This is a genomic window from Amycolatopsis sp. NPDC051071, from assembly GCF_040682875.1.
Classification (GTDB): Bacteria; Actinomycetota; Actinomycetes; order Mycobacteriales; family Pseudonocardiaceae; genus Amycolatopsis.
In genome coordinates, this window is sequence record NZ_JBFBBY010000044.1 from 41,091 (window position 1) to 54,936 (window position 13,846).

11 protein-coding genes are annotated in these 13,846 nt (G+C 66.3%); 5 read left to right on the forward strand and 6 right to left on the reverse strand.

Annotated elements, in window-relative coordinates:
• Positions 1–26: 26 nt before the first annotated feature.
• Complete coding sequence (locus AB0M65_RS16965; protein ID WP_364028133.1) at positions 27–884, reverse strand: alpha/beta fold hydrolase; 858 nt, start codon at positions 882–884, stop codon at positions 27–29.
• 281 nt (positions 885–1,165) lie between these two features.
• Between AB0M65_RS16965 and AB0M65_RS16970 the strand changes: the two genes are divergently transcribed.
• Positions 1,166–1,789 (forward strand): TetR/AcrR family transcriptional regulator, encoded by a 624-nt coding sequence (locus AB0M65_RS16970; protein ID WP_364028135.1) that lies wholly within the window; start codon positions 1,166–1,168, stop codon positions 1,787–1,789.
• Positions 1,790–1,927: 138 nt separating this feature from the next.
• Here the strand turns inward: AB0M65_RS16970 and AB0M65_RS16975 are convergent, their stop codons facing one another.
• Positions 1,928–2,968, reverse strand: coding sequence for an amidohydrolase family protein (locus tag AB0M65_RS16975; protein ID WP_364028137.1), 1,041 nt, complete (start codon positions 2,966–2,968; stop codon positions 1,928–1,930).
• A 124-nt stretch (positions 2,969–3,092) separates the two neighbouring features.
• On the opposite strand from AB0M65_RS16975, the gene AB0M65_RS16980 reads away from it, so the two are divergent.
• Entirely contained in the window at positions 3,093–3,629 is a 537-nt protein-coding gene (locus AB0M65_RS16980) for a carboxymuconolactone decarboxylase family protein (RefSeq protein ID WP_364028139.1), read from the forward strand.
• Here AB0M65_RS16980 and AB0M65_RS16985 read toward each other — a convergent pair.
• On the reverse strand, positions 3,601–4,371 hold the full coding sequence (locus tag AB0M65_RS16985; protein WP_364028141.1) for an ABC transporter ATP-binding protein: 771 nt from the start codon (positions 4,369–4,371) through the stop codon (positions 3,601–3,603). The two genes, AB0M65_RS16980 and AB0M65_RS16985, sit on opposite strands and share 29 nt — an antisense overlap.
• Before the next feature lie 93 nt (positions 4,372–4,464).
• Between AB0M65_RS16985 and AB0M65_RS16990 the strand changes: the two genes are divergently transcribed.
• Positions 4,465–5,097 carry a TetR/AcrR family transcriptional regulator gene (locus tag AB0M65_RS16990; protein ID WP_364028143.1) on the forward strand — a complete coding sequence of 211 codons (633 nt, stop codon included), beginning with the start codon at positions 4,465–4,467 and terminating at the stop codon, positions 5,095–5,097.
• Between the two features lie 76 nt (positions 5,098–5,173).
• On the opposite strand, the gene AB0M65_RS16995 is transcribed toward AB0M65_RS16990, so the two are convergent.
• From AB0M65_RS16995 to AB0M65_RS17005, 3 genes are all read right to left on the reverse strand, one after another.
• Positions 5,174–6,097, reverse strand: coding sequence for an alpha/beta hydrolase (locus tag AB0M65_RS16995; protein ID WP_364028145.1), 924 nt, complete (start codon positions 6,095–6,097; stop codon positions 5,174–5,176).
• Positions 6,094–7,002 carry a diiron oxygenase gene (locus AB0M65_RS17000; RefSeq protein WP_364028147.1) on the reverse strand — a complete coding sequence of 303 codons (909 nt, stop codon included), beginning with the start codon at positions 7,000–7,002 and terminating at the stop codon, positions 6,094–6,096. Before AB0M65_RS17000 ends, AB0M65_RS16995 begins: the two co-directional genes overlap by 4 nt.
• 72 nt (positions 7,003–7,074) lie before the next feature.
• The gene (locus AB0M65_RS17005; RefSeq protein ID WP_364028149.1) at positions 7,075–12,534 is read right to left on the reverse strand and encodes a DUF3320 domain-containing protein; all 5,460 of its coding nucleotides are present in this window, start codon (positions 12,532–12,534) and stop codon (positions 7,075–7,077) included.
• A gap of 171 nt (positions 12,535–12,705) precedes the next feature.
• Here AB0M65_RS17005 and AB0M65_RS17010 point away from each other — a divergent pair, with 171 nt between their 5' ends.
• Both AB0M65_RS17010 and AB0M65_RS17015 read left to right on the forward strand, forming a co-directional pair.
• Entirely contained in the window at positions 12,706–13,464 is a 759-nt protein-coding gene (locus AB0M65_RS17010; RefSeq protein WP_364028151.1) for a TetR/AcrR family transcriptional regulator, read from the forward strand.
• A complete protein-coding gene (locus AB0M65_RS17015; protein WP_364028153.1) occupies positions 13,461–13,787 on the forward strand; it encodes a DUF4873 domain-containing protein in 327 nt (108 codons plus the stop codon). The genes AB0M65_RS17010 and AB0M65_RS17015 overlap by 4 nt, the downstream gene beginning before the upstream one ends.
• The last annotated feature ends 59 nt before the right edge of the window (positions 13,788–13,846 follow it).

Here is a 13,846-nt window from a genome sequence, read left to right on the forward strand (position 1 = left end):
CGGCGTGTCTCCCCCACCCGGATGAGCTACCAGGTGCCCGATTCGACCGATTCCCACATCCCCAAGACGGCCTTCGCTACGACAATCGGGCGTTCCATCTGCGCCACGTGGCCGGTACGGGGGAGAACGAGCAACCGCGCGTGCGGAAGCAGCCGAGCGGTACGTTCGGCGCGCCGGACGGATATCACTCGGTCGTGCTGCCCCCAGACCACGAGTGTCGGCGTGGTGACCGTCGGCGCGACGGCCCACAACGACGCGGGTCCGCGTGCGGACCACGTCCGGAAGATGCCGAACGTGCTGCGGGCGAGGGCGGGCGCGGCCCAGGCGAAGCCCGCGCGGGCGCTGTGCTCCTCCTCCAGCTCGTCCAGCCTGCTCTCGGCGAAGCGGCTCGGGTCGGCGAAGCAGAGCTTGATGACCTGCATCGCGCGCTCGCGCGGGCCGAGCGCGGCCAGCTGACGACGTACCCGAGGGCCGACGAGCGGCAGGTACGCGAACGCCATCCGCGGGTCGGACAGCCGCTTCATACTGAGACGGAGGTCCGGCATCGCGGGCGAGATCAGCGTCAGCGTCTTCACCAGCTCCGGACGCCGGGCCGCGACGAGCAGCGCGACCGCCCCGCCCATCGAGTTGCCGAGCAGGTGCACCGGCCCCGCGTCGAGGCTCTCGATGTGGTTCACGACGACTTCGGCGTGCGCGTCGAGGCTGAAACTGAATGCCGCGGGCGGCTCGGAGTTGCCGAAACCGGGCAAATCGACCGAAGTCCCGCTCGCCTGGGGCGCCAGAAGCGCGGCTAGGTCGGTCCAGTTCGTGGACGAACCGCCGAGTCCGTGGACGTAGATCGCCGTTTCTGACCCGCCCGGAGTCCGGCGGATGTGCAATTTCACCCCGCCGACACCTATTGTTTCCCCGGGCCATGGCGCCGGGGCCGGGTCCAGCGACGGCAGTGACCTGCGCGAGAGCGGCACATGGGTCAGTGGCGGGCGGGTCCCGGCGGCGCGGGAAACTGGAGTAGACACAGCATCAAGGATGCCCGACCCTTGGCGGTCCGGCCGTACCGGCGAGTAATCTCGAGTTCACTTCACGCGGCGGTGACCCCGCCCGCGGAGCCCGTTCGAATGCGCTGACGCGTTCTCGGCGGAGACGAGTGCCTCGAACTGGAGGAAGCATGACCGAAATGGCGCGACTGCAGGCGCGAGGCGTCCGCCTGCCAAGGACGGAACGCCGCGCCCAGCTGCTGGCCGCCGCGCAGCGGGTGTTCGCCGCGAACGGCTACCACGCCGCCGCGATGGACGAGATCGCCGAAGAGGCCGGCGTCAGCAAGCCGGTCCTCTACCAGCACTTCCCCGGCAAGCTCGACCTCTACATCGCGCTGCTGGAAAGCCACGTCGACGAACTGGTGCGGCGGGTCAAGGAAGCGCTCGACTCCACGACGGACAACAAGCAGCGTGTCCCGGCGACGGTCGGCGCGTTCTTCGACTTCGTCAACAACGACGCCGGCGCGTTCCGCATGGTCTTCGAGTCCGACCTTCGCGGCGAGCCCGCGGTGCAGGAGGCAGTGGACCGGGCGACGTCGGCCAGCGTCGACGCGATCACCGACACCATCACCGCCGACGCGGGCCTCGACGAGGACAAGGCACGGCTGCTCGCCGTCGGCCTCGTGGGTCTCTCGCAGGTCAGCGCGCGGTTCTGGCTGGCGCACCACAAGTCGATGAGCAAGGAAGAGGCCGTCGCCCTCACCGCCAACCTCGCCTGGCGGGGCATCGGTGGTGGCTTCCCGCTGCAGCACTGACCCCGGCGATTCGCGGCGATTCGCGGCGATTCGCGCGTGAAGGCCCCCTTCCCTCGACTGATCCGAGGGAAGGGGGCCTTCACGCGCATTCGGCTACGGACGGGCAGCGGGGGGAGCAAGGGACCTTTGCTATCACTTTTATCTGACGCGGGCGCCCCGCAGAATCACCGCGACCGGGTGCTCCAGCTGTGTCAGGTCCGTACGCGGGTCCTCCGCGTAGACGACGGCGTCGGCGGGCGCGCCCGGCACGAGTCCCGGCAGCCCCAAGTACTCGCGCGCGGCCCACGAGCCTGCGGCGAGTGCGTCGTGAGGCCGCAGCCCCGTCCCCGCCAAAGCGCGGATCTCGGCACTGATTCCGCCATGCGGCCGGGAATCCGTACCGGCGAGGATCGTCACCCCGGCCTCGGCGGCCGCGACGACCAGTGCGGGATGCGCCTCCGCGCCGCCGACGAACCATCGTTTCCGCGGGCTGTTCTCGCGTTCGCGCGCTGCCGCCAACGAGGACTGGAACACCGAAAGCGTCGGCGTGAGCGCGGTTCCGCGGGCGGCCATATCCGGCAGGTGACCGGCGTCGAGCCACATCCCGTGCTCGACGGAATCGACGCCCGCGGCCACCGCCGCGTCCCCGCCGGCGGCGTGCTGGGAATGCACCGCGACGCGTCCGCCGACCGCGTGCACCGCCTCGACGACCGCGGTCATGACGTCCGGCGGTACGGCCTCGTCCCCGACCGACCAGTCCGCGATGATCTTGGCCCAGCCGGTGCGCAGCGCCTGCGCCGCGGCGAGAACGGGCAGCTCGGCGTGGGTGGCGCGGCGGCCCCAGCCGTCGAAGAACTGGCCGTGCTGGGCGATCCACGGTCCGGCGTGCACCGCGCGGGGCAGCTCGGGATCGGCGCCGAACCACTCCGGCGGCTCGCCGGGAAGCCCGGGCGACCGGATCATCGTGACCCCCGCGTCGACGTGCCGGTGCAGGTCGGCGCGCAGGATCTCCTCGTCCATCGGGTCACCGGGCGCTTCGGCGCCGGGATGCGTATGGCTGTCGACCAGTCCCGGCAGCAGCCAGCCCTCGGCGACCAGCTCCGCGCCGGGGACCGGATCAGTCGTCCAGCGGTCACCGTCGGCGTAGAGATCGACGTACTCACCATCGGGAAGCGCTCGACCTCGGACTCTGACGATCATCGCGCCCCCTCGTGATAGCAAGGGACCTTTGCTATCACTTTTGGACCGTCCAGCGGCACCGCCGCCGGCGGGCATTCGGGTAGGAATCCCACGACCGCTTTGCCGATCCGCGAGGAGTCGCCCCATGCCCCACATCGCGCTCGACGAGAACCTGCCCGGTATCACCGCGCTGTTCGCCTTTCGGCCGGAAACGGCGGCGCCGCTCGGGCAACTCGCCGAAGTCCTGCTGCGTGGGCCGAGCAGCCTCAGCGTGGGCGAACGCGAACTGATCGCCGCGGTGGTCTCGCGCGGCAACGACTGCACGTTCTGTTCACGCAGTCACGCCGCCGTCGCCGCCGAAGCGCTCGAAGACGGCATGCCGGTCGTCGAAGCGGCATGGAAGGACGTCGACGGCGCGCCCGTTTCAGCGAAGGTGAAGGCGCTCCTGCACGTCGCGCTGGCCGTCCGCGAAAGCGGGAAGTCGGTCGGCGAGGACCTGGTCGACGCTGCCCACACTGAGGGCGCGTCGGACGTCGAGATCCACGACACGGTGCTGATCGCGGCGGCATTCTGCATGTTCAACCGCTACGTCGACGGGCTGGCCACGATCGCACCGGACGACGACGAGGCCTACCAGGCGATGGGCGTCCGGCTCATGGAAACCGGCTACGCCCGCTTCTGACCCCCGGTCGGCCTTTGTAGGTCTCGAGGACCTCGTTCAACGAGCCGCGCATGCGTATCCGGCCCTCGTCCATCCAGAGGGCGGTGGTGCACAGTTCCCTCAGCAGATCATCGGCGTGCGAGGCGAACACCAGTACGCCGGAGCGCTGGGCGAGGTCCACGAGCCGTTCGCGTGCCTTGGCGAGGAACGCCGAGTCGATCGCGCCGAGACCTTCGTCGAGGATGAGGATCTCGGGGTCGATGGTGGTCACCACGCCGAGCGCCAGCCTCACCCGCATGCCTGCGGAGTAAGTGCGCAGGGGCAAGTGCAGGTAGTCGCCGAGTTCGGTGAACTCGGCGATGTCGTCGACCCGCTTCTCCATCTGTTTGCGGCTCATCCCGAGGAACAGTCCCCGGATCAGGATGTTCTCGCGGCCGGAGACTTCCGGATCAAGGCCCACCCCGAGGTCGAAAACCGGCGCGATCCGCCCGGCGACCCGGGTAGTGCCCCGCGTCGGCTCGTAGATGCCGGACAGCAGGCGCAGGAGGGTGGATTTGCCGGCACCGTTGTGCCCGACCAGGCCGACACGGTCCCCCTCGCGCAGCGACAGGGTGATGTCCTGCAGTGCTTCGATGATCGGGACTTTCGCTTCGGTGCCGATCTTTCCGCCGACTTTGCCGAGCACCTGCTTCTTGAGCGACCGCGTCTTGGCGTCGAAGATCGGGAAATCGACGTAGGCGCCCCGCACCTCGATGCTCACCATGGTTCCCCCCTTCGCACAAATGCGAACGGAAGTTATCATTCGCATCTGAGTGTGCCCCGTGCACCCTCACCGAGGGGAGGTAGCGTGCGGCCGGTGAGTCAGCAGTCCGCCGAGAAGGGCTTCCGCCCGCCGCAACAAGCCCGCAGCCGGGCATCCCTCCGGAAAGTGCTGGCCGCCGCCGAACACGTGCTGGCCGATGGGGGCTTCGAGGAGTTCACCCTCGCGGCCGTCGCCGGACAGGCGGGTATGTCGGTGGGTGCGATCTATCGCCGGTTCGACGGCAAGGAACAGCTGTTGTACGCCGTCAAAGACCAGCTGCTCGGGCAACTGGAGACCAGCGTCGCCGAAGCACTCCGCACGTCAGCGCCCGGACTTCGCGAGATCGTCGGCGCCTTCACCGAAGCGCTTGCACGCACCTTCGCGAGCCACGACCGGATCTTCCCGGAGCTGCTCGACGGCCAACGCGCCGACGGGCGCGAACGTGGCCTGGAAGCACTGGCGGCGATCCAGCATGCCTTCGTCGAAGCCGCTCACCCCTGCGCCGGGGAGATCCACCGGCCGGACGGAGCGGCGGCGGTCCGGATGACCGCTCGAACCATCATCGGCTCATGCGTGCACCGTGCCGCCACCGGCCGCTTCTGGTCCGACGGCCTGTCCTGGAGCACCTGGGCGGCCGAGACGACCGAGATGGCGCTCGCCTATCTGGCTTCAGCGGAAGGCGCCTGACCAGCAGAAAGAGAGCAAGGGACCTTTGCTGCTACTTTCTTTTGGAAAGTAGCAGCAAAGGTCCCTTGCTCCTTTTTCAGACCCTCGCGGCGCGGCGGACGAGTGCCGCGATGCGGTCCGAAACCTCTTGGGCCCGTTCCTGCGGGAGCATGTGCCCGGCCCCCGGGTAGCGCACGAATTCGGCGTCCGGCAGCGCGTCGGCGATGACCTTGGCGTGCGGCGGCGGGCAGAGCCGGTCCCGCTCCCCCGACAGCACGGCCACCGGTTTCCCCTGAAGCGCGGCCAGCGTGACCCGGCAGTCGTGCCGCGAGATCGCGTCCTGGAACCCGGCGACGCTCGCCGGATGCGCGCACAGCAACTGCTCCGCGACCGAGTCCACGTCGGCCCGCCGCGGCCGCTGCCCGAAGACGAGCAATCGCGCACCCGGGCGCACCACCGACAGCGGCAACGGCAAGGCGTCCCGGCGGTTTTTCGCGAGCAGCTTCGCGAGCCGTCGTTCGAACCTCGCCGCGCCGCTGCCCGCGATCCCCGGCAAGCCGAGGGTGATCCGGTCCATCTCACCGGACGACGTGGCGACGAACGCGACACCGGCGACGCGCCGGGCCACGAGTTCGGGATGGCGGCGGGACAGCTCCATGATCGTCATCCCGCCCATGGAATGCCCCGCGAGCACGATCGGGCCGTTCGGGACGCGGTCTTCGATCAGCTCGGCGAGGTCGTCGGCGAGCGTCGGGATCGTGGCCGTTCCCGGTTTCGCCGGCGCGGAGCCGCCGTGACCACGCAGGTCGTAGCGCAAGGTACGGACGGAGTCGCCGAGGCGCTCGACCACGCCGTCCCAGGTCCGATGGTCCTGCGTCCAGCCGTGTACCAGCACCAGCGTGAGTTCGGAGTCGGCCGGGCCGCCCGTCTCGACGTGCAGGGCGGTGCCGTCACCGGTGACGAACCGGTGTTCCAGCGACGGATCCCAGGAGACGAAGCCGCGCTGCTTGACGCTCTTCATCGCTTCCCCGGCAGCAGGAAGGACTTGCGCCAGAAGTACATCCCCGGCTTGCCGACCAGACCGGATTCCTGCAGGAACGGCATGATCTTCTCGCCGGCCCAGCGCACGCTCTCCTGCCAATTCGGATTGTTCATCGCGGCTTCGACGCCGTCACGCGGCCGGATTCCGACGGCCTTGTAGACGTGCGGGTTGATGAAGGCCCGCGTCACGAAGTACGAAATGAGCGCGATGATGAACTGCTGGTAGACGATTTCCTTCTTCGACAGCTTCGCCATCCCGCGAGTGACCTCTTCGCGGGCGAAGGTGACGTGACGGGCTTCTTCGAGCACGTGGATCCGGTTGACCATGCGCACCAGCGGCTGGATGTCCGGGTCGTTCATCTGCTCGCGCTGAAGCCGGTCGAGGACCTCTTCGGCAACGAGGATCGCGCCGTAGCGGGCGGGACCGTAGCTGATCGACGGCATCAGCTTCGCGAGGCGCCGCAGCCACGGCACCGGGCCGTACGCCGGGCAGCCGATCCGCGACGCCATCCGCGCGAACATCGTCGAGTGACGGCATTCGTCCGCGATTTCGGTCAGCGCGTACTGCGCGTGCGAGCTGGTCGGGTCTTCGTCGTAGACCTCCTTGAGCAGCATCTGCATCAGGAGGATTTCGAACCACAGCCCGGTGGTGGCGACGCTCGCGACCTCGTGCTTGCCGAGTTCGATGCGCTGCTCTTCAGACAGCGAGTCCCACAGCTTGGTGCCATACAGCGAGGACCGATGGGCGGGAATGTAGCGCTTCCCGTCCACCAGCGGAGCGTTCCAGTCGACGTCGACGTCGGGATCGTAGAACTTGTTGGCGGAGGACTTGAGCAGCCGCTCGGCTGTCTTCTCCCGGTCTGTTTCCTTCAGCGCCCGCGTCATTGCCGACACACCCCTATCTGTAACTCGCGGTAACAGTTACCTCTGGTAGCATGACCGGGGTGATCGAACGTGTCAAGCGTTCCGGAAGGTCTCCAGGTGGTCATGACTCCTGTTCACCACGCCGTCGCGAACGAGTTCCTCCACGACCGATTCAAGCGCCGCGCGGATTTCCAGACCGAGGCGTTGCCAGCCGAACAAGCGGGCGACGCTCGTCACCAGCTCGTCATCGGATACGTGGTACACCTCGTCGATCAGGCTGGATACGGCCAGGCGCAGCTCTTCACGTGGCAGGTACTTGACCTCGCGATGGGTTTCCGGATCCGCACCCGGGACCCGCACGCTCACCAATTGGTTTGACCGCACGCTCAAGAAGCCGTGCCGATCCAGCTTGAAACCGTCCCGGACGACTTCGTTCACCGCGAGCCCGAAGGCTTCCTTGATCCGCGAGCCCGATCGTCCGACACCCCACGCCCGCCGGATGGTCCGGAGCACGCGATCCTGATGCACCGGCCCCTCTCCTCGAACGACTGCCCTGATCAGATCACGAAGGTGGCCGCGCGCTTCGGGTTCGTGCATCTCCCGGTACGACGAAACCGAGCCAAGGGCAACGACTCGATACGGCTCCGTCCACGATGGCGGGGCATCGAAGTCGACTTCCCGGTGTTCGATTTCGAGCGCGGATGGCCCCGGCGTGACCGGCATGCCGCTGTCCATCTCCCCAGATCGTGCTCCCTCGATCGCATTCCGCAGCCGTGCCTCCTGCCCTTGGCGATCCCGGTACCAGGCAGTGCCCCAGATCCGATGTATCCGCCACCCGAGTCCTTCGAGCACGTGCTGCCGCAACCGGTCCCGGTCACGAGCGACCTTGGCCGAGTGGTACATGGCTCCGTCGCATTCCACGCCCAGGACATAGGTACCGTCAGTTCCGCTGTCCCGGACGCCCAGGTCGATCCGGTAACCGGCTACCCCGACCTGAGGAACCACGCCATATCCCCAACCTCGGATGACGCCGAGCACCTCCTCCTCGAAAGGACTCTCCACGTCCCCTTCCGAGTCATCGAGCGACAAAGCCAGCGCGGCCACGCCTCGCCGGGCAAAGTCGAGGTAGCCGCGCAAATGCCGCACCCCCTCCGACGACGAATTGCCGACGAACTGCCCTGGCAGCACCGAGCTGACGATCTCGACTCGCCGCTGAGCCCGCGTAATGGCGACGTTCAGCCTTCGCCAACCGTCTTTTTTGTTCAACGGGCCCATATTGAGAGTGAACTTCCCATTCTCGTCCGGACCATAGCCGATACTGAAAATGATGATGTCACGCTCATCGCCCTGAACGTTTTCCAAGCTCTTGACGAAGAACCCGTGCAACCGGTCGTCTCCGGGCAGCTGGGCTAACTCTGGATACCGGTCCGCCTGAGCTTCGAGCTCACGCTCAATCGCGTCCTGCTGGGTTCCCGAGAACGTGACCACGCCAAGGGTTCGATCCGGATGATGCCGACGATGATGGAGAATACGTTCGATGACCTTCTTGGCCTCCACAGGGTTATCTCGCGCACCGCCCCGCCGATAAACACCGTCCACCTTGAAAAGTTCGACTCCGACATCGGCTGCTTCCTGCGTCGCACCGGGGAAAGTCAGAAGCTTCCCATCATAGAATCGATAGTTGGAATAGGTGATCAACGACTCATGCTGGCTGCGATAATGCCAGCTCAAGGGAAGTGACTTGAGCCCACCGGCCGCCTTGCAAAGATCAAGTAACGACTCGAATTCGTCGGCCTTCTCCTCGTCATAGGAGTCGTCATCCGCCAGATCGGCGGTGGCGAAGAAACTCGACGGCGGAAGCTGCTTCTGGTCGCCTGCAACGACCAGCTGCTCACCCCGGTAGACGCAGTTGATCGCATCCGACGGCCTCACCTGCGACGCCTCGTCGAAGACCACGGCATCGAACCGTAAGCTGGACGGCAGATACTGGGAAACCGCCAGCGGGCTCATCATGAAGCACGGCTTCAGCAACTGCGCCACGGTTCCGGCCTTGCCAAGCAGGTCGCGTATCGGCATATGCCGCCGCTGCTTCTGCGCCTCACGCAGAATTACGGCGGCGACTCCGAGATTCGAATTCGGGCGCCGCCGAGCGCACGCGTTGACCACGGTCGCCGACGCGTGCGCGATCTGAGCACGATCGAGCGCCCCGAACTCTTCGACCAAAGCGTCCCGATCTGCCGCTCGCAGCGCACCAAGCCGTGCGGAGTCCGCTTTCAGCACGTCATCGGCCCATGCTTCGGACAGTGCGCGCTCGACAATGGGCCTGACCTGTTCCGCGTTGACTCGCTGGTCGATACAGAAGGACACCACCGGCTCCAGCCCGGCGTTCACCAACCGTGTCTTCGCGACCGTGTAAGCCGCCCATTCATCCACGTCACGGGACGTATTTGTCAGGTCGTCCAAAAATTCATCGATATATTCGAATTCGTCGTCGTTCAACGATTCAGTGACGATGGCGGCCTGTTCACCAATGAACTCCCCGGCGATCCGGTCGGCGCATTTGGACCACTTCTCCTGTCTGACGCGAAGCTCAGCCGAAGTAAACGATGTGCCCAGAATTGCTTCAGCCAGGCTGTGCCGCACCGAACCGCCGAGCTGCGCCCGGACTCTCTCCGTCCAGGAAAGCGCCTGACGCATCGACTCCCAATCCGTCTCCACGCCTTGGAAACCAGCGCCCAGCAGCTTCCGGTCTTCCGCCGTCCGCGCCTCGATCTGTTCGCGTAGCGAGTGAACCTTGACCACCTGACGTAGCGCCCGGACCGCGAACGGCACCGAAACCGGGCGCCCGGCCGCATCGCCGACCTCATCGACGATCCTTGTCACGATGTCGAGCTGGTCCGCGACCGCCCTCACCCAGTCCAGCAGGTGATCGACAGGAGTTCGCCGCAGCTGTTTGGTCTTGGGCCCAGTCAGCTCTCTCGCTTCGTCCAGCCATCCCTTCGTCGCCGCGGCCAATCGCCCAGCGGCGATGGTGAGGCCCGGATCTGGCGCACCGTCCCTGGCCAACTGACTGACCATCCGCTGCCCGCCGAGCTTCTCCCCGGCCAGCACCACAGCCTGCCGGGCGACTTCGATCGCGTTCGCGATCCGGGTGAAGTCCGCGTCCGCGCGCTGATAATAGTGCGTGCCCAAGGTCGACGCGTGCCTGGCCTCGGCCGTCTCAAGGCGCCCCTCCGCCTCTTTCCAGCCGACAGCGTCGGCAAGCCGGGCCCTGACCTCGGCATCGACCTTGCCGAGAACGGTGCATTCCGCGAGAGCCTGCTTGTCCTCACGGTAAGCGCGCCGCAGCTTGCGCAATCCTCGGTGGACCTTGGCGAACCGGGCGTCCAGCGCGACCAGGTCCAGCGCGAGGGCCTCGTCACGAAAGACTCCCCGCAAGTCCTCCCTGCGCCGGTGGAATTCGCCGTGCAGCTCGCTCAGCGTGTCCGCGGCCTGAGTCAATGCGGCTTGAACAGCGGGGTTGAGCCAGCTGGCCTCCGGCCGGTTCGGGGAGTCCGCGAGGGACCCGAGTTCGGCGAGTTCGGCGGCACGGTCAAGAGTCAACGCGTCCTTCGGCAGCCCCAAAACCTCCGCGACCTTCCTGGCGTCGGTCCCGATGGCGTCGAGTTCCGTGGAACTGGCGCGAAGAAACCGCACTACGCCGCGAAGCTGCTCGACATCGGCATGATCCGCCAGCTCCCAAGGCGGTTTGGACTCGGCCAACGCGGAGATCGCGCCGTCGAGTTCGGCCGACTGATCCGGATCGAGCCGGTCCGCACCCTGGCCGACAAGCGTGGCCAGTGAGGACTTGGCAGCGGAGTAGTCGGCGGTAAGCCGTACCAGCTCGTCCACCCGGACCTTGACCGCTTTGAGATCAGTTCTGCTCAGCCAGCCGGCCGGGATGGCCGGACGATCGTCGATCAAGGCCAGCAGCCCTGCCAGGCGCTGTCCGTCACGAGGACCCGCCGTCCAGCCGAGGCCGAGACTGTCATTGACCGCGGCGACCAGATTCTCGAGATCTCCGAGCGACCGCTGCGCATCGCCAAGCATGCGGACGATCTCACTTTGCCGCGAAGCAGACATCTTCGTGTCCGCCAAGTCCCGCCAGAGAAATCCGTCCCCGCGAATCACCGGCCCCCAGGACCGGCCGAGCGTTGATGCGGTTTCGAGCAATCGGGCGAACTCACCTGGCGAGAGCGACGCGTCAAATCCGGCGGGAACGGGTGCCTGAGGCGCGGTGGACAAGCGCAGGATGGCACCGAGCATCTGATGCAATGAGCGTCCGAGAGGTTTCCGGACTTCGTTCATCGCCTGGGCGTAAGACGACAGCTCCATCCGTCGCCTCTGCAGATCCGCGCGATCGGACGGGGAGAACGACCCGGTGGCGGATGGCCGGAAGGCCATGGCGCGCCCCAACTCCGCTGCCACCGCCTTGCGGTTCGCGTCGTGACTGTGCAGCTTCAGCGCGAAATCGGCAAGGTTCGCCTTGCGCAACCGGTCGTGCACCACGTCCAGCGCCGCCGCCTTCTCACTGACGAACAGCACCGTCTTTCCGGCATTGATCAATTCCGTGATGATATTGGTGATGGTCTGGCTCTTCCCGCTGCCCGGCGGGCCGTCCATGACGAAACTGTGCCCGTCGCGGGCCGCGATCACGCAACGCCGCTGACTCGCGTCCGCGTCCAGTACACTGACGAGGGTTTCCGGTTCGACGTGCTGATCCAGGCGGTCTTCGGGAATAGATGGGAAATCGAAGTCCCCGGCGCTCGGTGCGTCCGGGCCCAGCGCGAGCACCTGGATCATCGGGTTACCCACCAGCAGATCCTCGTTCACCTGCAGGTCGCGGTACATCGCTTCTTTGTGAAAGGTGAAGGTCGTGAGCACCGCACGAGCGGCTACCGACCAACCGCGGCGCCCTTGGACGAGCCGCTCGACATCGCGCATGATCCCGGTGAATCCGGCCTCTTCGAAGTCCTCCACCGTGGGTAGCAAGATTCCGAAGTCGGTTTGAAGTTTGACAGCGAGCGCCGGATTGATGACCGGGTCGTCAGCTGTGCGACGCAGCTTGAAAGTCTCACGGAGATTTTCCCGGGTTATCGTGACGGGGACCAGGATGAGAGGGCCTTCCGCCACGGCGTCATCGTCGTCGGACTCCGTCCAGTTCAGCATTCCCAAGCCCAGATGGAGTACCCAAACGCCCTTGTCGTCAGACTCTTGCTTCGTCTTGCGCTCAAGCAGTTGCAGAGCACGAAGGATCTGCGGGCGCTGCTTGTCCGCGATCATCAGCTCATTCGACTTTGGCCGAGGCTCCGTCTCTCCCTCGGCAGGCATGCAGAAGTCCCAGTGCCCGGAATTGCCGCGATTGAGCTTCTCGAGCAAAGCTTCAGGACCAGGAGCCGTCACCTCGAGCGACGCGGTTTTCGTATGCTTGAAGTAGAGGAGGCGGTTCGTGCGCGACATATTGATCAGCTCGTCACGCTGCTTTTCCAACCAGGCACGCACTCGCTTGTCCATGGAGCCCCTCCGGTCCCGTCGTTCCATACTCGCCCCGACGTGGATGATCGACAACACCCGGAGACGCCCTAACCCACGTCGGAGACAACCGGAGAAGCGTTAACCAAGGTGATCAAAACGTTGCAACTACCTGTTACCGCTAGTAACAGTTACTTCTGGTAGCATGGCCCCGTGACCGAACGTGTCAAGCGCAACAGCAAGCAGTCGAGCAGGCACCCCACGGCGGGTGAGGCCGACACGGGTGATGCCCGCCGCGACCGCTGGCGCAAGCACCGGATCGCCCGCCGCGCGGAGTTCGTCGAAGCCGCCCTCCGAGCGCTCGACGCCCACGGCCCGGACCTCGGCATGGAGGACGTCGCCGCCGAAGCTGGCGTCACGAAACCCGTGCTGTACAGGCACTTCGACGACAAGGCCGACCTGTACGTCGCCCTCGGGCAGCGCGGCACGGAGATCCTCTTCCAGCGGCTGATCCCGGCCATCAACTCCGAGCTCGCCCCGGTCCCCCGGATCCGGATGGCGCTCGACGCGTTCTTCAGCGTCATCGAGGAGCACCCCAACCTCTACCGCTTGCTCGCGCGCGGCGGCCTGCAGGAGAAGGTGCTCGTCAAATCCGACGTCGTAGCCGAGGACAAGGAACTCATCGCGACCGCGCTGACCGCGCTGCTCGGCGACTACATGCGGATGTTCAACATGGACTCCGGCGCCGCTGAACCGTGGGCGCACGGGATCGTCGGGATGGTGCAGAGCACCGGCGAATGGTGGCTGGACCGGCGCTCGATGGGCCGCGACAGCGTCGTCGAATACCTGACGCAGATCATCTGGGCCGCGATAGACGGCCTCTCGCGACAGCAGGGCATCGTCATCGACCCGAACCTGCCGCTCGAAGAGAACAAGGTCGTCCAGATGCGGCAAGAGCAGGAGGCACAATGAGCGAGCACGACGAAGACGGCTACTCCGGCGAAGCGGTCCTCGTGATCGACGGGGCGGAGATCGCCGCTACCGTCGAACTTCGAGGCTACTTCCAGCCGATCGACGGCTACTACCGCTGGTACGGCCGCGTCGCCACCAACGAGCAGGTGTCCACGGCCGCCGACGGCAAGAAGAAGGCCGTCGAGATCCGCGCGGGTGAGTACAGCGCGAAGGGCGAACTCTCCGATCCGGACCCGTGGGACCGCTACCGCATCATGGGCACCAGCACGCCGCCGTTCCACGTGCCCACGTCGCTGGAAGAGCTGAACGAACTGAACGCCTGACCTCACGCCTGACCTCACGGCAAGTACATGAAGGCCCCCTTCCTTGCGCTAGGCGCAAG